The sequence below is a fragment of the Leucobacter insecticola genome, from assembly GCF_011382965.1.
Lineage (GTDB): Bacteria > Actinomycetota > Actinomycetes > Actinomycetales > Microbacteriaceae > Leucobacter > Leucobacter insecticola.
In genome coordinates, this window is record NZ_CP049934.1 from 386,564 (window position 1) to 408,628 (window position 22,065).

At 64.1% G+C, this 22,065-nt stretch carries 21 protein-coding genes; 9 read left to right on the forward strand and 12 right to left on the reverse strand.

The annotated features are described in order from the left end of the window. Positions 1-101 precede the first annotated feature (101 nt). The 3 genes from G7067_RS01775 to G7067_RS01785 all read left to right on the forward strand — a co-directional run bounded on the left by G7067_RS01775 (position 102) and on the right by G7067_RS01785 (position 2,782). Positions 102-902: an IclR family transcriptional regulator gene (locus tag G7067_RS01775; protein WP_166321511.1), complete on the forward strand. Its 801-nt coding sequence runs from the start codon at positions 102-104 to the stop codon at positions 900-902. Positions 903-1,072: 170 nt separating this feature from the next. Next, complete coding sequence (locus tag G7067_RS01780) at positions 1,073-2,392, forward strand: D-alanyl-D-alanine carboxypeptidase family protein (protein WP_166321512.1); 1,320 nt, start codon at positions 1,073-1,075, stop codon at positions 2,390-2,392. An 84-nt stretch (positions 2,393-2,476) separates the two neighbouring features. Further along, positions 2,477-2,782 carry a TFIIB-type zinc ribbon-containing protein gene (locus G7067_RS01785; RefSeq protein WP_166321513.1) on the forward strand — a complete coding sequence of 102 codons (306 nt, stop codon included), beginning with the start codon at positions 2,477-2,479 and terminating at the stop codon, positions 2,780-2,782. A gap of 18 nt (positions 2,783-2,800) precedes the next feature. Here G7067_RS01785 and G7067_RS01790 read toward each other — a convergent pair whose 3' ends face one another. Next, the gene (locus G7067_RS01790; RefSeq protein ID WP_166321514.1) at positions 2,801-3,535 is read right to left on the reverse strand and encodes an ABC transporter permease; all 735 of its coding nucleotides are present in this window, start codon (positions 3,533-3,535) and stop codon (positions 2,801-2,803) included. A gap of 2 nt (positions 3,536-3,537) precedes the next feature. Beyond that, the gene (locus G7067_RS01795) at positions 3,538-4,554 is read right to left on the reverse strand and encodes an ABC transporter ATP-binding protein (protein WP_166321515.1); all 1,017 of its coding nucleotides are present in this window, start codon (positions 4,552-4,554) and stop codon (positions 3,538-3,540) included. Between the two features lie 106 nt (positions 4,555-4,660). On the opposite strand from G7067_RS01795, the gene G7067_RS01800 reads away from it, so the two are divergent. Beyond that, complete coding sequence (locus G7067_RS01800; protein WP_166321516.1) at positions 4,661-5,599, forward strand: TetR/AcrR family transcriptional regulator; 939 nt, start codon at positions 4,661-4,663, stop codon at positions 5,597-5,599. On the opposite strand, the gene G7067_RS01805 is transcribed toward G7067_RS01800, so the two are convergent. The 5 genes from G7067_RS01805 to G7067_RS01825 form a co-directional block, all read right to left on the reverse strand. After that, positions 5,596-6,936, reverse strand: coding sequence for a M20/M25/M40 family metallo-hydrolase (locus G7067_RS01805; protein ID WP_166321517.1), 1,341 nt, complete (start codon positions 6,934-6,936; stop codon positions 5,596-5,598). The two genes, G7067_RS01800 and G7067_RS01805, sit on opposite strands and share 4 nt — an antisense overlap. Continuing rightward, positions 6,863-7,609, reverse strand: a complete 747-nt coding sequence (locus tag G7067_RS01810; RefSeq protein WP_244301189.1) for a TetR/AcrR family transcriptional regulator — start codon at positions 7,607-7,609, stop codon at positions 6,863-6,865. The genes G7067_RS01805 and G7067_RS01810 overlap by 74 nt, the downstream gene beginning before the upstream one ends. Positions 7,610-7,633: 24 nt before the next feature. After that, positions 7,634-9,352 (reverse strand): long-chain-fatty-acid--CoA ligase, encoded by a 1,719-nt coding sequence (locus tag G7067_RS01815; protein WP_166321518.1) that lies wholly within the window; start codon positions 9,350-9,352, stop codon positions 7,634-7,636. Positions 9,353-9,437: 85 nt separating this feature from the next. Continuing rightward, positions 9,438-10,190, reverse strand: a complete 753-nt coding sequence (locus tag G7067_RS01820; RefSeq protein ID WP_244301190.1) for a response regulator — start codon at positions 10,188-10,190, stop codon at positions 9,438-9,440. Continuing rightward, entirely contained in the window at positions 10,184-11,482 is a 1,299-nt protein-coding gene (locus tag G7067_RS01825) for a sensor histidine kinase (protein ID WP_244301191.1), read from the reverse strand. Before G7067_RS01825 ends, G7067_RS01820 begins: the two co-directional genes overlap by 7 nt. Before the next feature lie 206 nt (positions 11,483-11,688). Between G7067_RS01825 and G7067_RS01830 the strand changes: the two genes are divergently transcribed. From G7067_RS01830 to G7067_RS01840, 3 genes are read left to right on the forward strand one after another with little or no spacing between them, the layout of a single operon-like run. Beyond that, a complete protein-coding gene (locus tag G7067_RS01830) occupies positions 11,689-12,669 on the forward strand; it encodes a Bug family tripartite tricarboxylate transporter substrate binding protein (protein ID WP_166321520.1) in 981 nt (326 codons plus the stop codon). Next, positions 12,666-13,373: a tripartite tricarboxylate transporter TctB family protein gene (locus tag G7067_RS01835; protein WP_166321521.1), complete on the forward strand. Its 708-nt coding sequence runs from the start codon at positions 12,666-12,668 to the stop codon at positions 13,371-13,373. The genes G7067_RS01830 and G7067_RS01835 overlap by 4 nt, the downstream gene beginning before the upstream one ends. Further along, positions 13,361-14,887: a tripartite tricarboxylate transporter permease gene (locus G7067_RS01840; protein ID WP_166321522.1), complete on the forward strand. Its 1,527-nt coding sequence runs from the start codon at positions 13,361-13,363 to the stop codon at positions 14,885-14,887. The genes G7067_RS01835 and G7067_RS01840 overlap by 13 nt, the downstream gene beginning before the upstream one ends. A gap of 38 nt (positions 14,888-14,925) precedes the next feature. On the opposite strand, the gene G7067_RS01845 is transcribed toward G7067_RS01840, so the two are convergent. From G7067_RS01845 to G7067_RS01865, 5 genes are all read right to left on the reverse strand, one after another. Beyond that, positions 14,926-15,381: a DUF3817 domain-containing protein gene (locus G7067_RS01845; protein WP_166321523.1), complete on the reverse strand. Its 456-nt coding sequence runs from the start codon at positions 15,379-15,381 to the stop codon at positions 14,926-14,928. Positions 15,382-15,432: 51 nt separating this feature from the next. Then, complete coding sequence (locus tag G7067_RS01850; protein ID WP_166321524.1) at positions 15,433-16,815, reverse strand: bifunctional lysylphosphatidylglycerol flippase/synthetase MprF; 1,383 nt, start codon at positions 16,813-16,815, stop codon at positions 15,433-15,435. Next, positions 16,812-17,576, reverse strand: a complete 765-nt coding sequence (locus tag G7067_RS01855) for a hypothetical protein (RefSeq protein WP_166321525.1) — start codon at positions 17,574-17,576, stop codon at positions 16,812-16,814. The genes G7067_RS01850 and G7067_RS01855 overlap by 4 nt, the downstream gene beginning before the upstream one ends. Further along, positions 17,573-18,877 carry an alpha/beta hydrolase gene (locus G7067_RS01860; RefSeq protein WP_166321526.1) on the reverse strand — a complete coding sequence of 435 codons (1,305 nt, stop codon included), beginning with the start codon at positions 18,875-18,877 and terminating at the stop codon, positions 17,573-17,575. Before G7067_RS01860 ends, G7067_RS01855 begins: the two co-directional genes overlap by 4 nt. Positions 18,878-19,041: 164 nt before the next feature. Next, a complete protein-coding gene (locus tag G7067_RS01865; RefSeq protein ID WP_166321527.1) occupies positions 19,042-19,710 on the reverse strand; it encodes a DUF4352 domain-containing protein in 669 nt (222 codons plus the stop codon). A gap of 192 nt (positions 19,711-19,902) precedes the next feature. On the opposite strand from G7067_RS01865, the gene G7067_RS01870 reads away from it, so the two are divergent. Both G7067_RS01870 and G7067_RS01875 read left to right on the forward strand, forming a co-directional pair. Continuing rightward, positions 19,903-21,237 (forward strand): sensor histidine kinase, encoded by a 1,335-nt coding sequence (locus tag G7067_RS01870; RefSeq protein WP_166321528.1) that lies wholly within the window; start codon positions 19,903-19,905, stop codon positions 21,235-21,237. Positions 21,238-21,246: 9 nt separating this feature from the next. Beyond that, complete coding sequence (locus tag G7067_RS01875) at positions 21,247-21,972, forward strand: response regulator transcription factor (protein ID WP_166321529.1); 726 nt, start codon at positions 21,247-21,249, stop codon at positions 21,970-21,972. Positions 21,973-22,065: the final 93 nt, after the last annotated feature.

Below are 22,065 nucleotides of genomic sequence, written 5' to 3' on the forward strand. Positions count from 1 at the left end.
CGCCGGTCCTGAGCTGATCGTATGCTGTCAGGTGTCTCGCGATCAATCGCACCGAATAGAATGCTCGACGAGTGGGCAATTCACGTGATAGCGTCCACAATATGAACAATGTCGCGTCGAGCATTGATCCCGCTGGAGCCAGCACTCCGGGTACGCAGGTGGTGGGCCGGGTCGCTGCTGTTCTGCGCTCACTCAGCACCACAATGCCGGGGGGTGCGAGCACCAGCGACATCGCACGATCAACCGGGCTCTCGCGGCCCACAACCCACCGACTTCTGAGCGCCCTCGGCGAACACGGCTTTGTCGACCGCGATCCAGCGTCCGGTCGCTGGCTCCTCGGCCCGGAACTGTATCTCATGGGCACGGTCGCGGCGGAGCGATACGACATCACGGAGCTCGCCCGCGAGCACGTCCTGGCGCTCGCGGAGGCGACGGGTGAAAGCGCCTTCCTCTCCGCGCGACGCGGCGGTGAAACGATCTGCCTCCTGCGCCAAGATGGCAGCTTTCCCATCCGCTCGTTTGTGCTGACCGAGGGCAAACGGTTCCCGCTGGGCGTGGCATCCGCCGGGATCGCGATCCTGTCGTTTCTTCCCGATGACACGATCCGGCGGTACCTGTCAACGGCATCTCTCGCGCAGCAGTACGGCGACGCCCACAGCCCGACCGCGCTGCAGGAGCGTATTGCTGCGACGCGACGCACGGGATACGCGGAGAACCCCGGACTCATTGTCGAGGGCAGTTGGGGCATGGGCGCGGCCGTCTTCGATCCGGCCGGGAACCCCGCGTGGGCGCTCAGCCTGACCGGCGTGGAGACCCGCTTCTCGCCGGGCCGGCGCCCCGAGCTTGGTCGCCTGCTGCTTGAGCACGCGCATCGGCTGACGCAACGCCTCGCGCAGCGCTAGCTAGCGCCGACCGTCTCCCGTTGTTCACCGCTCCTTCGTCAATGGACCGCCTTTTCGCGGAAGGACCCATGATTCACACGCGATGCAACGCAACGGAGCGGTCTCCCGGCGAATGGGCGGTCCATTGGCCGGCCAGGATCAGGCCCGCGAGGAGCCGGTAAACTGTGCGGGTGACTCAACCGGCCAGCGCTCCCACGTCCCGGCCCGACAACTCCGGGTCATCGGCACGCAAGATCGCGGCTGCGCGGAACACCGGGCGAAAAGTTGCCACCACTGCCCTCGCCGCGTCCGGGATCGTGGCGCTTCTCCTCGGGGGCTACACCGCCGCCGTGGCGCTGACACCGCTGCCCGAAGCGATCATTAGCATCGACGCAGCAGCAGCGACACAGACGCTAGACCCCGCGGCCGCCCAGGCGACCGTCGACGCACAGGACCTACCGACCGCGATCGGGTGGCTCGAAGGTGAGGAGGTCTGGACAAACGATCCCGAACCGCAACCGCTTGCGAGTCTGTCAAAAATGGTGACCGTGTTGGTGGGCCTTGAGCAGCGTCCACTCGAGGCCGGTAGCGACGGGTTCACGCATGTCTGGACCGCGGAGGACGCCAGGCAACAGGAAGAGTATCTCGCGATGGATGGCGTCGCGTTTCCGATCCCGGTCGGCACGGAAGTAACGCAGCGTCAGATGCTGACGCTCATCTTCTTGCCGTCCGCCAACGATTTCGCCGCCGCCTATGCGGACTCGATTTTTGGCGACAACGCGTCGTACCTTTCTGCGGTCGAGGATTGGAAGGTACGACACGACCTCGACTCGCTCACCATGGCGGAGCCGACCGGCATGGATGAAGCCAATACGGCGAGCGCGGCAGACGTTCTGCGGATCGCCCGCCTCGTACTCAACAACCCGGCCGCCGCGGAATTCACCCAAATGTCTACCGCGGAGCTGCCGTGGGGAATCGGAGTCGTCGAGAACACGAATCCGCTCGTCGCCACCCTCCCAGGCGTGATCGGCGTGAAGACCGGGGCATCAAGTTCCGCCGGCTACAACCTCGCGGTCGCGCAACAGATTGACGTCTTGGGGCGGAACGTCACTCAGCTCGCGGTCACGCTGGGGCGCGCATCAAAAGAGGATCGTGCGCAGTCCGGGCGGGACGCGCTCCGCGCGATCGCGTTGCTCCCGCAGGAGACTGAGGTGGTCGCGGAGAACGAGGCTGTCGGCACGGTCACCACCGTGCAGGGGGACCGGATCCCGCTGCTCGCAGAACGCGGATCCAGTTCCGTGTTGCTCCCTGGAGAATCCGCAGAGCGCTCCGTCACTCTCCAGGCCACCACGCTCCCCGTCACCGCAACCGCAGGGACTCGGGTGGGCACGATCCCGATCGAGAGCCCGACCGGGCGAGATGACATCCCCGTCGTCACCGCGGAAACGCTCACGGCACCAGACTTCTGGTGGCGTGTCACTCACCCGGTCGAGGTATTTGGCTGGGGCTGATCCCGCATCACGCCAGCTTCGAATTCGCCGCGAGTATGCTGCTCTGGGAGCAGGATCCAAGCCTGCGTCCCTACGCTGAGCAACATGAACTGCCCCACAGATGGAACCACCCTGTTGATGAGTGAACGTCAGGGAATTGAGATCGACTACTGCCCGGAGTGCCGCGGCGTCTGGCTCGACCGTGGCGAACTCGACAAAATGCTTGAGCGCGCCCAGGCCGAGTCTGAGGGAATGCCGCGATCCACCCCCGAACCGCCGCGCCAGCAGCAGCGTCCTCAGCCGCGCTACGATGAGCCCCGCTACGACGGCCGCGGCTACGGTTCGCAGCAGGGCAGCTACCGCAAGAAGAAGAGCCCGTTCGAGTTCTTGGGCGACATCTTCGAGGGATAGCGTCGCGCGTTCGCGACCCTACGCCCGCCGCTTCAGCGCAACGCCCACGGCGACCAGCGCGGCAGCGGCCCACACCAGGAGCACAACAAGACTCCGGCCGGACATGCTGAACGCGGAGGTGTCGAGCGTCGCCCGTAACAGTTCCGCCATCGGCGCGATCGGGAGCCACTCGTGGGCGCGCTGCAGCCACTCGGGCATGCGGTCAGCCGGGTAACTGACGGGTGCAAACAGCAGCACCACAAACACCAGCGCCTGCGAGATCAGGTGCGCGACCGCTGGTTTCACGAGCACCGCGATGGCGTAACCGACGGCGGCCGCGGTCAGGGAGACGAGCAGCGCCGCCGGCACCACCCACGGCGACACCGTCAGCTCCACATCAAACCGCCACGCACCGATGAACACCCCGAGCACCATGCCGGGCAGCGCGATGAGCGTCCACATCACCATGTCGGCGATCAGAAACACCATGCGGGGAACGGGCAGCGTACGCATCCAGTCGAAGGTGCCCTCCGTTTTGGCCTGCACCACCTGCTGCGGGGTCATTACCAACCCCACCATGATGAGGGTGACGGTTGGGGCACCGGTTGCGAGGTACAGTCCCATTTCGGGGCTGACGTCACCGATGAGCAACTTGTAGCCGAGCACGGTCGTCACCGCAAGAAACGCCTGCACGACGATCAACAGTGGGATCGACTCGAGGCTCCGGCGCAGCTGCCACCGCAGCATCAGTCCGGTCTGTGTCAGTGCGTTCATGGTTACTTCTCCTCCGTTGCGTGCTCAGTGTCGGCCGCAGGACCCACCACGTCGATGTACACATCCTCAAGCGAGATCGGTGCGATCGCGTATCGCAGCAGCGATCCCGCCCTGACCCGGTCTTCTGCCCAGCGAATCACGGCGTCCGCACTGGCCTGCGGGAGCGCGGCGACCTTGCGGTACGCGCTGTTCCGCAGCGGCGTCACGGCGTCGGGCCAGGCAACATCCTCGCCCGCGAGGTCGACCTCCACGACGAGGTGTCCGTTGAGGTCGCCGAGCACCTCGGCACGACTCCCCTCGCGCACGACGTGTCCGTGGTCCAGGATCACCGCACGATCGATCACGTGCTCCGCCTCGCGGACGTTGTGGGTGACGAGCAGCACGGCCGATCCCGCGTCAGCGATCGCGCGGATCTGCGTCCACAGCAGTTGCCGCCGCACCGGATCAACGTCGTTCGTCGGCTCGTCCAGCACCACGAGCGCGCCCGGCGCGACGACGGCCATTGCAAACGCGGTGAGTCGGGCGATACCGCCCGAGATCTTCTGCGCGGGAACGTTGGCCCAGGGGCCGAGGTCGAGGCCTTCGATGAGGGCGTCGGTGTTGGCGCTGGCCTCTGCGCGGCTCAGCCCGCGGATCTGACCGACCTGCGCGATGGCGCTGCGAGGAGTCAACCCGGTGATCGGCACGTTCGCCTGAGCCTGCACGCAGCTCAGCGCCCGCGCCTTGCTCGGGTGCGCAATCGCGTCAATCCCCGCGAGGGTGACGCGGCCAGAATCGGGGCGCACCAGTCCAACGATCTGGTTCACAAGCGAGGTTTTGCCGGCACCGTTGTGACCGAGCAGGCCGACGATTTCACCCGCGTTCACACTCAGGTTAACGCCGGCGCTGGCGACCGCACCGTTTCTGCCGCGGTACCGCTTGTGCAGGTCTTCGATCCTGAGCACGGGATCGGCGGGGTGCCCCGCTGCATCCGCGGCTGACGCGCCGCGCGCTGCGCCCCGCGTGTCGTTCTTGATCATCTTCGTGTGCCCTTTCGATCGCGATCTCATTCCCGAGTGAATATACCCAACGGTATCACATTCCAAATGGCATGAAATACCGATCGGTATTTGCTAGACTCAGCGCATGAGCACCGACGGTCAACGCAGCGAAAACACCGGCAACCCCGAATCGCTCTCTGTCGCAGCGAAGGCGCTCGCGAAAGCTACCTCCCAACTCGCGAAGGCGATGAGCGAACAGGCCGCGGACCTCGTCCCTGAGATCAAGTCGGGCATAGCCAGCAGCTTAAAGGAAGCGTCGGAGACCCTCAGCCGTGCCGCCGAGCGCGCGCAATCGCAGCCGAACGAAACATCAGCTCAGAGCTCTAAAGCCGCGCGCACCCGAGCAGAGATCATCCACGCTGCGCGCGAGGTGTTCGCGACGCAGGGTATCGAGCGCGCCTCGATGGTGGATATCGCAAAGGCGGCAGGTTTCACGAAGGGTGCCATCTATGCCAACTTCGCGTCGAAGCAGGATCTCATTCTCGCGGTTGCGCGGTCAACCAATGCGACGGCAAACGACGCCGCCGCAGCGGAGGCCAGTCCGTGCGGCGCGGATTCCGCCGCAGACACCGGCAGCGACTCCGGCCACTCCGTGCTCGGCACTCCCGAGGGTGACATCGATACGCATACCCTGACCGAGTGGCTCCGCGCGTCACTGCAAAACACCCGAATGCTCCTCGCACTCGAACTCATTGCGTACGGCATCCGCCACCCCGAGCTGCGAGATGAATTCGCCGACTATCTGGGCGACGGCCTGACCTCCCTCACCCAGCAGGTCGCGAACCTCCGCCGCACCCGAGCGCAGCGATCCGGAACACCACCGCGCACCGCCGCGCCCGCGGGGACCCCCACCCTGCCCGACTGCGCCCCCGATCAGGGCGACACCGACACTGCTGTCGCCGTGATGTCGGTAGCTAACCAAACCGGCCTACTCCACATGTTTGCGGCGGAGCCCGCCACCGCGCCCGAGGCCGGCGCGCGGATCATCGCCGCGCTGCTCTCCGCAAACGACCGCGGCGCCTAGCCCAACGACCCCACACGCTCGGCGACAATCCGGCGCAGTGCAGCCACCGTCAGCTCAATCGACTCGAGGTCAATGCGCTCGTCGTTGCCGTGCATCCCCTCACGGTAACGCTCGTACGTCCACTCCGGCCCGAGCAGACCGAAGCCGTAGGCGGGGATCCCGAGCTCACGCAAGACGCGCGCGTCGGATCCGCCGGCGGCCATGATCGGCACCACCGGCGCTCCCGCAATCGTCTCAACGGCGCTCGCGATCGCGGCGAACAGCGGCGTCTGCGCGCTTGAGGCTGTCGCTGCCCAGCCGCGCAAGTGCTCGATCCGCGCGCCCTCCGCGAGCGGCCCCAGCACCGCTGCAAGTAGCTGATCCACCTCGTCATCACCAACACCCGGCAGCGTTCGAATGTCGAGGTCAACACTCGCCGAGCCCGGGATCACATTGTGCAGCGATCCCGCCCGCACCACCGTCGGTGAGATTGTGATCCGCGATACGGCATGCGCGTACCCCGCGATCCCGCCCAGCTTCGGCAGCGCAGCGTCGAGACGAACAGGATCGCGCAGACGCTCGGCAAGATCCGGATCTTCGATGCGGGCCGCAACGAAGCCGTCCCACAGTTCCCCGATCTCTGCCGCCGGCACCGCTTCACCGAGGCGCTGCAGAATCTCTCCGAGCCGCAGCGCAGCATTTTCGGCGCCGTAGGGGACCGAGGCGTGCCCGGGTCGTCCGGTGACCGTCAGCCGCCGCCCGGCCGATCCCTTCTCCGCGACCTCAATCGCCACGTGTCGCCCCATGCGCATGCCGCCCGATTCCGACAGCGCCTCGTCAACACGAGCGATTGCAGCGTGCTCACGCATCAGCCAGTGGATGCCATACTCGCCCCCGGCCTCCTCGTCGGCAACAGCCAACAACACCAGGTCGCCGCGGGGCTTCTCGGGCGCGAGCGCAACCTCTCGCAACACACACGCAAACGCCGCCGTCAGATAGAGCATGTCCACGGCACCACGTCCCCAGACCTCGCCGTCAATGAGCTCTCCACCGAAGGGATTGTGCGTCCAGCCGTCAGGATCGACCGGCACCACGTCGAGATGCCCCAGCAATCCGAGCGCGGGCGCGCTTGGATCAGTCCCCTTCACCCGCGCGACCAGTGAAGCCCGCCCGGGAGCCGATTCGAGCACGTGTGTCTCAAGCGCACCGGCCGCAACGGCTTCGGCGAGGAAACGCTGCAGCACACGCACGTTGCGGATCTCCTGACCCGACTCGGGTGTGCCGTCATTGACACACGCCTCGCGAATCAGCTCGCGCAACAAAGCGACGGCCGCGCTCTCCACACCCAGCCCGGTCACCGCCGCTCACCGCCGTCTCGCACCGCGGCGGAACGCTCAAGCGAATCGAGGATCGCGGCCACACCAGCCCGATACACCGTGAGGCCGTCGATCGTAAGCAGCGCCTCCCGGTGCTCGCGCACCAGCGGGTAGGGGGAAAGGTCCACAGCGCCAAAAGTACTGATCCACGGCGTCGATCCGTCGCGGGCCGCAGCCCCAAGCGCATCACCTCGTGTGCGAGAGCAGCCCCCTGCGACACCGCAAAACCAGACACCGCAGCGTACCCGCGAATCAGCGCCTCCCCCGCAAGCCCGCCCTCACTCAGAAGGCCGAGGATCAGCTCGTCGGCGGAGACGTCACCGGGCCCAACAGGATCAAGCACCGCGCCCTCAATAGCGACCGAGGGAAACTCGAGGCTGAGCTCCGCGGCCCGCTCCAGGTAGGCTTCGAGCCGCTCGCGCCAGGATCCTTCTGCGGCGAGCGCACACTCCACGGCGGTCGACTGCAGACGATCCAGAGCCGCCCGGATCAGCTCGTCGCGATTGCGAAAGTGTCGATACATCGCTGTCGCATCAACCCCCAAAGCTTCGCCGAGCCGTTTGAAGGTGGGGCGCAGCTTCGGCTCATCCCGCGCAAGCTCAAGGAGTGCATCGACGATCATTCGTTGGTCGAGGCGAGCGCGCTTTGAAGTCACCGCTGATGGTTTCACCTGGGTACCTTACTCGTCTTCGACCTCGGCGCGAACGGCATGGCGGTTCGCGAGCAGCGTGTCCCGCACACGGCGACGCAGCACCTTGCCAATCAGCGACTTCGGCAGTTCTTCCCAGACCAGGTACGTGCTCGGTCGCTTGTACTCGGCCAGGTGTTCGCGCGCGGCCTCACGAGCGGCCTCTTCATCAAAGCTCGCACCGGGTTCCAGGATCAAGGCCACCGTCACAACCTCCGCGCCGCCGCCGCGCGGGATCCCCACCACCGCCGACTCGGCAACACCGGGCACACCGTTCACCACCCGCTCAACCTCGCTCGGCGAAACGTTGAACCCGCCGGTGATGATGAGTTCCTTCTTGCGGTCGACGACGGTCACAAATCCGTCCTCATCCTGCACCACCAGGTCACCCGTGCGCAGCCAACCGCCGTCGAGCAGCGTCGCCGCGGTGTCTTCCGGCCGTTTCCAATATCCCTTAAACACCTGGGGGCCGTGGATCAACAGCTCACCCACCTCGCCGAGTTCGACCTCGCGCGTCGGTTCATCCGGATCGACGACACGAATGTCGGTCGACGGGAAAGGCAGCCCAATCGCGCCGATCTTACGCGCGTCGCTGAACGGATTTGCGAGCGCAACCGGGCTGGTCTCGGTGAGCCCGTAGCCCTCGTTCAGCATGCTCCCGGCGAGGTCTTCCCAGCGCTTCACCACGGCGGGGGTCAGCGTCATCGCGCCCGAGATCGCGTACACAACCTGATCGAGATCCAGCTGGCCGTCGCGCGCGACACGAGCGAGCCGGTCAAACATGGGCGGCACCGCGGGCACAAAGGTCGGCGGAAACTTCTTTGCGGCCTGCGAGACGAGCGCGGGATCGAAGGTCGGAAACAGCACCGCGCGCGATCCCGTCTCGACCGAGTAAATCACTGAGAGCAGCAACCCGAAGGCGTGAAACATTGGCAGCAGGCCATAGATGCTGCCCTCGCCGCGCGTGAACTCCGGCATCCACGCCGCGCCCTGGCGGGCGTTGGCCCAGAGGTTACCGTGAGTGATAATCGCACCCTTGGGGACGCCCGTCGTGCCCGAGGTGTATTGCAAGCAGGCGATGTCGTCTTTGGTGGGGCGCGGGTGGGCGTTCGGGATCGGCGCCTCACGCTCGAGCTTGTCGAAGGCGATGGTGCCCGTGGTCGGTATCGTCAGCTTCTCGCGTAACTCGCGCGCTTTCTTGATCGGTAGGCTCAGGGCGAGCCGCGTCGCGAACGGCATCGCGCGGGTGACGTCGACGGAGATAATCGTGTCAATGCGCAGATCAGTGGGCAGGCTTTGGATCGTGTCCACCACCTTGCTCCACGCGATCACTACGGTAGCGCCGTGATCCCGAAACTGCGTTTCGAGTTCATCGCGGGTGTACAGCGGATTGTGCTCAACAACGACAGCGCCGAGCCTGAGCACCGCGTAAAAGGCGATGACGTGCTGCGGGGCGTTGGGCATGATGAGCGCGACGCGATCTCCACCCTTCACCCCGAGCCGTCTCAGGGCGTTCGCAACGCGCGCTACCTTGTCGCCGAGATCGCGGTAGGTGGTTGTCGCGCCAAAGAACGCGATCGCGTCGCGGTCCGCCCACTGCGTGCAACGCTCGTCAAGCAGATCCATCAGTGAACCGGTAACGGGCTCGATATCCACAGGGGTGCCGGGCGCGTAAAAGCGGTTCCAGGCGCGCGTCTCGTTCATGTGCATAGTTCGAGGGTACCGGGGATCGCCACTTCAACGAGGCGAGACGGCCTCACGCGGAATGCAGAAGGGGCGGCCCCAGGAGCAGCCCCTACCCGGCCGCAAGCCGATAGAGCACCTCGGGGCGGCCGCGCCGCCCATACCTGTGAGATACGTCAGCCCGCCCACGATCAACCAAATATTCGAGATACCGCCTCGCAGTCGGACGGGATATCTCGCAGGCCTCTGCGAGCTGCAACACCGACACCGGGGTAACCGAGTCCAGCTGGTCCAACACGCGCGCAAGCGTCTGCGGCGCAAGGCCCTTCGGCAGGCCACCAGCATCGGATTCGAGCTGCCACGATCGCGCGACGGACCCAGCATTCACGGCGGGACCGGTGTGAGCATCACCCCGGTTCAGCATACGATCGATCTCGCTCTGTGCGAGCGGACGCGGGCGTTCCGCCGGGATCATGGGAGCAAAGCTGCTGCGGAACTCACGCAGACGTTCGCGCAGGACCTCCGCCGTGAATGGCTTCACCAGGTAACCCACCACACGCGCAGACAGGGCCTGCCGCACCGTGACCGCATCACGAGCCGAACTGAGCACAATCACACTTGGCGGGTGTGGCATGAGCCGATAAAGCTGCTGGAGCACCTCAACACCGCTGATACCAGGCAATTGCATATCAAGAAGCATCAGGTCGATGTCTCCCTGAGCTGCCCGAGCCACTGCGGCCTCCCCTGTATCAACTGAAGCAGCAACCACAAAACCGGGAGTCTCAGCCAGGTAACGCCCGTGCAGAGTGCGCACCGCCCGCTCATCGTCAACAACCATAACCCTGATCGGTGAATCACTCAGCACAGCGCTTCCTCCGGCCATTCAAACGAAAACCGCGCACCCGACGCGCGGCTCGCACCAATCTCGATGCTGCCGCGTCGAGACGTGACCGCTTGCAGCACCAGGTCCAGGCCAACACCTCGCCCCAGACCCCCTACATCGGGCTTTGATGAGTATCCGCGCGAAAAGACCTTGCGGGCGAGCTTCTGAGGGATACCCGGCCCATCATCTTCAACCACACCACGAACCATGCCATCGCGCGATTCCAGTGTCAACCACACGCTTCGTGCGCCTGACTCACTGGCATTGATGCACAGGTTAGATACAACCACGACAAGTTGGTCGTCAGGCACAATACCAGCGCCCACATCCGCATGGAGCGTCACTCGCCTCGCGCGCAGCTCCGCAGTCAGGCTCTCAACCACAGCGCGCAGCAGGGGGTGCACGGCAGGCAGAACCGACACGGGCTTTGATGCATCAGTGATTGCCCCCGAATCGCCAGGGAACGCTGTGTGTAGCGGCACAACTTGGGCAATGTAGTCCAGAGCCTGGGTGAATTCCCCCTGACTCACTAAACCGTGCACCACGTGCATACGGGTGTGAAACTCGTGGGTTTGCTCCCGCAAGATGGCAGCCGTGCGCTGCTGCTGCTCGGACTCGGCGGCCACGGCTTCGAGCCGCCGCAGACGTCGATTGAGTGCCGCTCCTAACAGCGAACTTAAGACAGTGCCCACGACAAGCGCTACCGCCGCCCAGGGCACCATCTGCACGAGTGCCTCGTTAAGATCCTCGGCGATTTTTGCCTCCAGTACCCCCACTGAGACAACGCCGACGACCCCATCTTCACCGCGCACAGGCACCTTTGCACGAAGCGTTGGCCCGAGCGTTCCGACTTCGGTACCAACGAACTCGCGACCCTGCAGGACAGCAGAATGGTCGGTCGATACGTGTTCGCCGCGTCTCGCTTCATCCGGGTGGGTGAGACGCACACCCTCAATGTCGGCCACCACCACGTAGTCAACTCCCGCGGCGCGTTCGGTCAAATCGGCGACCTCCTGCAACTCCGCGATAAGCACCTCGGACGCGATCCGGCCAGGATCGCTCACATCTCCGCTCGCCGCCACCCCCACAAGCCCTGAGCCTTGCAAGACCGCCCGAACTTGCTCCAGACGAGCGACGCTCGAGGCGACATCATAAACCTGCTCGGCCGCACGGTCACGAATGCTCCGCTCCTGCACCGCCACGGCGACGCTCAACGTGCCGCCCACACAGAGCGAGACGATCACCGTCGGCAGCATAACTATCAAGATGCGCATCAACGCGCCAGACTTCTGCAAGAACATCCGGGTTGATCTTCTCCTCTGCAGTTTACGGCGCCAACGGCATCGCCACCGACGATCCCACTCTCCACGAACGTGAGCATTTAAGAACTCAATTCAATGTCAGGTCTGTCGCTGCCGCAACCACTGCCACACTAGTGGAGATTGTGCATCAACAACGTCGTTTGCGCGAAGGAGAAACTATGCGCCGGAAGATCTTCTATGCCGGTCTCGGCCTCGTCTCAGCCGCTGTCTTCTTGACTGCGGCAGTCAATTCAAGCGCGGCTGGCGGCTCGGACGGCCCACGATCCAAACTCACGATCGTTGCTCCTGCCGCGCCCGGAGGCGGCTGGGACGGCTTTGCACGCGAGGGGCAACAAGGACTGCGTGCGACCGGCATCGTCGGCAGCGTGCAAGTGGTCAACATACCGGGTGCGGCGGGCACCATCGGGCTGAGCCAGGTGGCCGGTATGGACGGACGTGAAGACATTTTGTTGGTCACCGGCGGTGTGATGGTTGGCGGGATCATCATCAACGATTCAGCGGTCACGCTCGAAGACATGGTTCCGATCGCGCGCCTTGCGGACGACTACAACGTTCTTGTTGTGCCAGCTGATTCGCCGTTCAAAACTCTCGATGATTTTATGGCGGCACTCAAAGAAAATCCTGGTGGAACTGCGATCGCTGGCGGTTCGCTCGGCGCCATCGATCACATCATGGCCGGTATGCTCACCGCTGAGGCGGGCGTCTCGCCGCGTGACATGAACTACATTGCCTACCCTGGCGGCGGCGAGGTCGTTTCTTCCATGCTCTCCCACACTGCAAAAGCGGGCCTCTCTGGGTACAACGAGTTTCGCGACCAAATCGAGGCAGGCAACATCCGCGCCTTGGCGTTGTCAGCCGCAAAACCCGTCGACGACATTCCCGTCCCGACATTCACCGAACAGGGTGTCGACGTTGCCATGTCAAACTGGCGCGGCTACGTTGCCCCGGCAGGCATCTCCGACGAGGTTCGCGCCGAACTCATCGCGATCGTCTCTGAACTGCGTGAGAGCGACTCCTGGCAAGACACCCTCAAACGAAACAACTGGGTCGACAGCTATTTGACGGGCGACGATTTTGGCGCATTCATTGTGGAAGAGACCCGCCGCACCGCTGAGGTAGTAAAGGAGATCGGACTGTGACCACGTCAACACAGCTCAACACCGAGGCCATACGGGTGCAGCGCACCCCTCGCTGGTACACCGGCCGCAGCGAGCTCATCGTCGCTGCGGGAGTGTTCGCATTGGCTGGCCTACTCGGCTACGGCACGGCAACGATGGAGGTGCCCGAGGGCACTTCTTGGCCCGGGCCACAGTTCTTTCCGACGATTGTGACAGCGTTCCTGGCGGTGACCGCGATAGCGCTCGCAGTAGAGGTGCTGCGTTCGTCTCGTCGGCTCCACTCCGCCGCCGACGCGACCGAACTCTCTGACGCGATGCTCCACGATCTTGGGCAGATCGATGCCACCAGTGAGTTGCGTGTAATCTCGCCAGAGATGACCGTGCAGCGAGAGACGGGCGACGGTCAGCCCGGTACCACCTCGGTCGGCATAGCGCAGCCAGGCAATACCGAACCGAGCGCAGAGCAGCGCAGCGACACCACAACCGTATTGGTTGTCCTCGGCATGCTCGCTGGGTTCATCGTCGTCATGCCGTTCGCCGGTTGGCTGGTGTCGTCGGCGGCACTGTTTTGGGGTCTCGCGTGGGCTTTTGGGAGCAAGCGCGGGCTCTTTGACGTGGCGTTGGCGGCGCTGATCGCTGGTGCCATACAGCTTGCATTCTCTGCGGGTCTTGGCCTAAACCTGCCTGCGGGCATCTTGGAGGGAGTCTTCTCATGGATCAACTAGCAAGCTTGCTCGAAGGGTTCACGGTTGTTTTCACCCCCGCGAACCTGCTGTTTCTTGTCATCGGTGCCGTGCTCGGTACCGCAGTTGGCGTGCTGCCCGGCCTCGGGTCAGCGATGGCTGTCGCCTTGCTCCTCCCCGTCACATTCAGCCTGGATCCGACGGGCGCGTTCATCATGTTTGCGAGCATCTACTTCGGTGGCCTCTTCGGCGACTCGACGGCGGGCATTCTGCTGAACACCCCCGGCAACTCTTCGGCCATTGCGACCACATTCGAAGGCCACCGCATGGCAAAATCCGGACGAGCGGCGAAGGCACTCGGCACCGCCGCTATCGGTGCCTTCATCGGTGGACTGATCGCCTGCACCCTGGTTGTGTTCTTCTCGCCCTACATCGTGGAACTCGCGAAGGTGTTTGGTCCGGCAGAGTACTTCGCGCTCGCGGCGTTTGCGTTTGTTGCTATCTCCGCGGTGGTTGCTGACTCGATCGTGCGCGGCATCGTGGCGCTCGGGATCGGCTTCGCTCTGGCACTCGTAGGCATTGACGGTATTAGCGGCGCTGAACGCTTCACCTTCGGATCGCCCGTGCTCTTCGACGGAATCTCGATCATTATCATCACGGTCGGGCTCTTGGCACTCGGAGAGGTGCTCCACGTCGCCTCTTACATCAAGCGTGGCGGCGGTGTTGAAGTGCCGATGCATTCAGATGGTTCCCCGTTCCTCCGCCGTAAAGACTGGCGCAAGGCCCTGCCCGCGTTTCTTCGTGGCACCGCATTCGGTATTCCATTTGGGGCAATTCCCGTCGGCGGCTCCGAAGTTCCCACGTTCCTGGCCTACGGCACAGAAAAGCGGCTTGCCCGGCGACGCAACGATCCCGACTTTGGCACGCGAGGCGCGATTCAAGGTGTAGCAGCCCCAGAGGCTGCCGGCAATTCCACCGCAGGCACCGCCATGGGCGCGCTCCTCGCGCTTGGTATCCCGACCTCTGCGACCGCGGCAATGATGCTCGCTGCATTCCAGCAGTACGGCATGCAGCCAGGGCCGTTGCTCTTCGAGCGCAGTGGGGACCTCGTGTGGCCGCTGATGGCGAGCTTCTTCATCGGGCTCGTGATCCTGCTCATCATCAACCTGCCGTTTGCGGCGGTCTGGGCAAAGCTTCTGCTGATTCCTCGCCACTATTTGTACGCCTCGATCACGCTAATCGCGATGCTGGGTGTCTACGCGGTCGCGTCACGTGTTGTCGACATGTGGATCGCGCTTGGCATCGGCGTGCTCGGCTTTGTGATGCGGCGGTACGCGATTCCAGTCGCCCCCGTGCTCATCGCAGCCATTCTCGGCCCGCTCGCCGAAACCCAGCTGAGGCGTACCCTTGCTATCTCCGAAGGTGACCCTGCCGCGCTCGTGTCGACGCCAGTGCCTATCGTGCTCTACGCGATTCTCTTCGTGTTTGTAACAGTCAGCGTCGTTCAGCACCTACGCAATCGAGCCGCGACACGGCGGGAACGCGTCACCGCCTAAAAGAACATACGGGCGGGCCGATCGAGCCCGCCCGTCGCTCACGCGGAATGCGGAACGGGCGGCCCCAGGAGCAACAGCACCACAAACACCAGCGTCACGGTGACAACCAGCAGCACGATCGCGAGCACAAGATGGCGCAGCACCCAAGCTTGAACGTGCTCAATGAGGCCTTGTGGCGCATCGCCACCGGGAGCAAGACGCCAGGTGCCGGTGAGGAGGCCGCGACGATCCGCCACCAGCTCAAAGGGCAGCGTGGCGAACGGCACCACTGACAACACGAGCGCAAGCGCCCCCGTGCCGGTACGCCACTTCTGATTCACCCACACGAACACGGTCGTCACGCAGTAGGACAGAAACACGAAACCGTGGATTCCGCCAGCGACACTGACGATATCGGCGCTGCCGGTCGCCCGGAGAATCAGCGCGGTGATGAGTCCAGCCCAGGTGACCACCTCGGCGGTTGCGAACGTGCGAAAGAGAAGACGCGGTGACATGACTTCCACCGTAGCGGGCGGGCGCTGGGAGAACAGTCTACTGCCTGACCCCTACTTCGAACGCAGGAGCGCAGCAAGTTGCCGCGCGGACACGGTGGGAAGGTAGCAACGCCCGAGCGCCAGGCCAATGGCGGGCAGGGCGAGCGGGTCACGATACGCAAGATACATCGGTTCAGAGTTCGCGGAGAACTTGGCCTTGAAGCGCGCCAGCGACCGAAACCCGTACGCGGGCTCTAGGCCGCGGCTGAGGAGCTGCATCAGGCGGTCGAGCGTTGAATCGGCCGCATCGGTGGTGTGCGCGAGCGGGGATCCAGACAGGCTGACCCGAGCTAGCCCCTCCTCCGCAAAATGCTGGATCGCGGAAGTGATCAAGTACTCCATCGTGCCGTTGGGCACCGTGCCGCGTCTGCGCATCACGTCGAGGGTGCGCCCGGCGATGGTCCCGTCGCTGAAGAACGGCAGCCAGCTCGTGACCGCCAGCACGCTGTCTTCGTCATCAAGCACGATCGCGAGCAGCACGTCTTTCTCCTGCATCTCGTCGAGGCCTCCCAGGGTGAACGACAGCTCGGGGAGGTCCTTATTCGCCACCCACTCCTCAGAGATGTTCGTGATCTGTGTGGTGATCCGCAGCGGAAGCTCACTCCATGAGGCGATCCGCGTGCGCAGCCCCGTGCGGTTGGCCCGGTTCACCGCGGTGCGCAGATCCTGCGCCCTCTTCCCGCTCAGGGTGAAGTTCGCCGGGTCGAAGATTGTCTCCTCGGCCACCGTGAGGGTAGACCAGCCCGCCTCGCGAAGGTGTTGCGCCGCGGCATCATGAATGCTGTAGAACACCGGCTGCAGCGCGACCCGGTCACAGTAGGCGATAAATTCTTCGATCGTCGCCCGCGAACCCGTCGACATGTCACCGGCGCCAAAGGGGTCAGAGACCGTGATCGCGAACCCACCCACAGCCCGGAAGGCGACAGCATTGCGGCGGTCGGCAGTGACAAAGGTCTGGTTACCGGACCACCCCGCCATCCAGCTGAGACTCGTGCCGTTGAGGCGAAGCAGCTCTGCCCGCTTCCGCGTCTGGGCGGTATCGCCTGACCGTGGCCGCGGCGGAAACGCCCGCCGCTGCCAGATGAGAACGGCAGCGAGCGCGAGCGGGATCAGGGCACCGGAGATTTGCCACATGAGGGCTTCCGGCCCGTGCGAAGCGGGGAAGGTCTTGGCGGGCGTCGAAGTGAGTAGCCGCACCGCAACGGCGATCCCGGCAGCTCCCGAGATGGCGACCGTAGCCCACAGGGCCACGCGCTTGCCGAGCAACAGCCCCCACGCGCACAGCAGCAGGAAGAGGGAGACGAGCACCTGTGCGCCAATGAGCGCAGGGCCGTGATCCCAGTGCAGGGTATCCGCGCAGCGGAGGGAGGCTTCCCCGAGCTGGCAAGGGCTCACCGCGCCCGGCGCAGCCGAAAAGTCACCAAAGAGGGCTTGCCCGAGCGCGAAGACCTGATGATGCGGTGAGGACAAAACACGGAAGAGCGGACCCACTGCAAATACCGCCGTAACGGCCGCAAGTAGGCCCCGAACTTCGTGTCGCGAGCTTGAGAAGGTGGAGCGTTCCGGACGCCCAGCGCCGATCCTGCCCCCAGCAGACCGATACCCACGGCGATCGCGAGGTACAGATACGCGGGCGAGCTGCGGTAGAGCAGCAACGTCGCCGCGATCCCCACGATAAGCACCCGCACACGTCGTCTCCAGAGCGGCGAGGCTGATGCGCTCGCCCAGGCAATCGTTCCAGCGAGCGGGGTCAGGGGATCAAGCGTATCGACGTGGCGTACCGAGATCGCCCAAATCTCATCCAGGTCCGCATACAGCAGTTGCAGCCCGAGCCCGATGAGGGTCGCCGCCGTTCCTGTGACAAGAAACGTGACGATTGTGCGGAGGCTCCCGATCCGTCCTTCCGCCCATCCGAGACCAGCGAGCATCGCCACCACGGTCACCAGCAGGTTGAGCCAGCCGACGACAAACAACTGCGATGTCACGAACGTCCACCACTGCCGGTCGGTGATGCTGCTCGGATCGACCGTCAACAGGTGAAGTCTGGCGTGCGGGCCGAGCGCGAGAAGCACCGCACCGCCCAAGAGAATGATCGCCGTGATACTGAGCGTCACCGGGCGGTCACGGAGCCACCCACGCATCTTCCGGCGCATCATTGCCCAGGTCCTACGCCGAAGTGATTGAGGATCGGCTCAAGTGAGTGCCGCATCACCCACTGCACGGTCTGCCAATTGTGCGCGGTATCCGGCGACACCACTCGGGTCACCTGCATGCCTGCCTGCCGTGCGGCCTCAGCGACCGTGTCGATTCTTGGACCGTAGCGGTCGTCGAGCGATCCTGAGCCAAATACGGCGACAGTGTTTTTATAGGGGGCATTCTTTTCGAGCAGTGTGAGAGGCAGGGCCGCGCTGTAGGATTCTTCGCTCCCGCCGAATCCGAGCTTGACGGTGTTGGCGCGGGATCCACTTGAGGGCTCAAGCTGGCCGGAGACGTCAAGGATCGCGGAGAAGATTTCGGGGTGTGCGCTCCCCAGCTGAATCGCACAGGTACCGCCCTGTGAAAAGCCGCCAATCCCCCAGTTTTCGGGGCCGGTACGCACGCCAAGGTTCGCCTCGATCCAGTTGGGCACGTCCACAGTGAGGTACGTGGCAGAGTTGCCGAGCTTCGAATCCACACACATGGGATTAGATTCGGGATCCCCCAACTGATCCGGCACGACGACGATGGGTGCGCGACCGTGATCCTGCTCCGCCCAGCCATCCATCACCTCGCGCAGGGCTCCGGCCTGAACCACATTCTCGGGGCCACCAGGTTGCCCCGAGAGCATGATCAGCACGGGCATTCGCTCGGGGTGCGGGCCGAGGGCCGCGGGAGGCAAATACACGTATGCGTCTCGTGCAGGAAACTGTGACTCCGAGGCCGGGATCGTCACCTTGGAGACGAGCCCACGGTTTGCTGGATGTACCGTTTCTTCGCCGGGGTCACTGCTTGTCGTCGCGCTCGCCTTGGGTGCCAGGTTGCGCTGCATGGCCGCCACCGATGCCGGCATCCTCTCCGCAACGGGCGCGGCAGACAGGGACCCGATCGTGGGGTACTGCCCAAACTGCGCGTTCATCCCGAATGCGGCAGAGAACAGGACGAACGGGATCGCGATTCCCGCAAGCACACGGCGCTTCGCCCCGCCACGGAACAATGCCACGATCATTGCGCCAATCGCGGCAAACGCCGCGCAGATCCAGGCGCTAGCGATCGGATCGAGGACCGTGTCAAAGCCGTTCGGGCCCTCCGCAACCGGCACGAGGGCCAGGCCGAGACCTGCCCCTGCGAGCGCCGCCGCGGCTGTCACGATGATCCAGCGTCTCGAGATCTTGCCAATCAGCGCAAGTACGACGAGCATCCCGGCCACAGCACACACGGAGATCGGCAGCCACCCGTCCACGATGCTGACATCGTTCATGTGCGCTCTCCCTTTCACGTCGATCTCTGATCGCTGATCCGGCCTCCATCATTCTGGGACCTGTTGCTATGAGATCGCCGTGCGGCGCCCGCGTATGTCTCCGGGGCCTTTCAGCTTGCGGGAAGCGGGCTTGCCCCGGCAGCGGTTGCAGAGGAAATATTCCGCTACCCAGCGATGTTGATCTCTTCGGATCCCGAGAAACCGCCGCCGCTCACCTTCAGCGTCGTGGCCACGGCATCGGCGGGAAGGTCGAAGATAATGCCACCCTCGATCGCGTTGCCCGGGTTGATTTCAGTGATCCAGACGTCGGAATTGGACTGGTCATAGAGCGTCGCGGTCGTGTCGGCGTTAAAGGATCGTCCCTTCTCATCAACGAGGGTGAGCGCATTCGTGAAGAAATACTTGGGCGAGTCACCAATGTTGGCGACGTTCACCGTGACGCGGACAAAGCGGCCCTGCGCAGCGGTCTGAAAATACTCCCCTCCGACCTCAGCGCCGGCCTCTTCAACGCTGATCACCGTAAACGCAAAGCCGCCGCTCTCCACGGCAGTGCCAATCCCCGGTGCGCCCGAAGCTGCCGGCTTTTCGGCTTCGCTCGGTGCATTTTCGGATGTCGTCGTGGTTTCGGAAGCACCGCCCGCACCCGCCTCGTCCGATCCTTTGTCACCGCCACCCGCGGCGACCGAGATGACGATGATCAGAACTATCGCACCGCCCAGGCCGGTCAACACCTTGTGCCGCGCGAACCAAGATTTCTTTTTCTCGGGAGCACCTGATCCCTGTGCAGGAAAGGTCATCTGTCCAGGCTGCTCCGGGGGCATCTGCTGCGTCATGAATTGGCTCATTTCTTAAGGTGTCGATGGAGTAAAGCACGGTTCTTCCGCGCTCACCTCAGTCCATCCCGTTTGGCATTCCCCGCGCAGCCCTCATTCGGTCATTCACTCGGATCGAACGGTCATCTCCTAGATAGATATCGAGTTCGTTTGGGTGCCGCGCAAGCCTCCAACTCTTCGTAGGATTGGGCTATGACCATCGCCCCTCCACCCGCACCGAAACGGAGTTGGGCCTCCCGCGTACTCGCTATCGGGCTCAACGTCGTCATCGTGACCGTGGGCATTTTCCTGTCGTTCCTCCCGATCAGTTACCACACGCTCGCCGAGGAGTTTGGGGTTGCTTACTATCTCTCAATCCTCAGCATTTTCGTCTTTGCATCACTCTCGATATTGCTGATCTGGAGAAACACCATCGCGGTACCATTGACCATCGCGGCGAGCATTGCGGCGATGGTGTTGCCGGGCATCCCGCTGCCCGCGCTCATCGCGCTCGTCACCGTCTTCAAGCAGCGGTCCTGGCGGACGGTGATCTGGCTGACGCTACTTGTGCTCACCGCGACTATCACCGCGGGGCTTTGGGATGTTTCGCTTGGGTCACACTCCATTCTGGCGACTTTCTCACAATCGGAGCCCCCGCCCACAACAGCAGAGCTCCTCAGCCAGTTTGGGTGGATCCTTCCCATCGGCGTCATAGTGTGGATGTGGCCGTTTGTCACTTGGGGGCTCATCGCCCGCACGCTCACCGACCGGGATCGGGCGCGCAGCGGCGAGTGGCGTGCCGAGCACGTCGCACAGGAACTGCGTGACGCAGCCTCGACACAAGCGGCACGGCAGGAAGTCGCCCGCGAACTGCACGACACGATCGCGGCCAAGCTCAGCACCGTATCCTTGCACGCCGGAGCGCTTGAGGCGCAGGCGGCCCAGAACCCCGAACTCCTTGATTCGGCGCGGGTGGTGCGGGAGGCGGTGCAGGACTCCATCGAAGATCTGCGCTACGTCGTCTCGCAGTTGCGCGATCCCGATCCGGAGGCCAGCTCCCGGCAACACCGCTACTCGCTGAACGATCTTGACGAACTCATCGAGGAGGCCCATCGTTCTGGCGAGCGGGTGCGATCCCGCATCAGTCTTTCCGACTTCAGCCACTGCGACCCTGCAATCGCACACGCCAGTTACCGGATCGTGCAGGAGTCGCTCACGAACGCCCGCAAACACGCAGCCGGGGCACCGCTCTCGGTGACGGTGCAGGGCAGTGCCGCAAACGGGATCTTCATCAAGGTACACACGGAAGCACTTGAGTTCGGAGCAGCGGCTTCCCCCAGTGGACCCTCTCGATTCGAGGATCCCGCGCAGGGATCTTCAGCCAGGCCGGCTGCGAGCCCAGGCCACGGACTGATCGGCATGCGGGAGCGAGCCCAGCAACTCGGTGGAACCCTCAACGCTCAACTGGCCCCGGAGGGCGGTTTTCACGTCGACGGCTGGCTGCCGTGGATCTCCAGCGAGCCGCGGTCAGGACCCTCAGCGGCGTAGACTGAAACGGTGACCCTCGCACAGGAATCCATGGAAGCGGTTCTTCGAGAGACCGCGAACGCCCCTTTGCCTGCGACGACGATTCGCCTCGCGATCATTGATGATGACGCGCTCGTGCGGGCCGGGTTTCGCGCGCTCCTCACGGCCTCGGAAGATCTGCAGGTCGTTGGCGAAGGGGAAAGCGGCCTCGACGTATCACGCATCATTCGCGATCAACGGCCAGACGTCGTGCTGATAGACGTGCGTATGCCCGGCATGAATGGCATCGACGCAGTGCGCGCAGCACGAGGATTCGCCGACGGCACCCCGGCGTTTCTGATGATGACCGCCTTCGACGAAGACGGCACCGTACTCGAAGCGATCCTTGCGGGGGCCGACGGGTTCTTGCTCAAAGACGAGGGGCCGGAAGAAATCGTGCGCGCGATCCGGCACGTCGCTCGTGGCGAGGCAAGCTTTTCACCCCGCAGCGCCCGCCAACTGCGCGACTGGGTTGCGCGATCCCCATCTCTTGCGGCTCAGCGGCACGCCGAGGATCTCCTCACCCAGCTAACCGAGCGCGAACGCGATGTGGCGGTTGCGATCGCCTCGGGTGCGTCGGACCGCGACGTTGGCGCGCGGCTCTTTGTCGCGGAATCAACCGTGAAATCGAGCCTGCGCGCCATCAACGTGAAATGGGGAACCGAGAATCGCGTCCAGGTTGCGGTGGTCGTCGCCCGGGCCGGGTTGGGACTGTAGACGCCCCGCGCGCCTTGAATCAAGGCGCGTTGCCGCTTTGGCTCCGATCCGGTAGTCTGAACTCGGTAGCGGAGGTTGAGGGCAACCAATAGG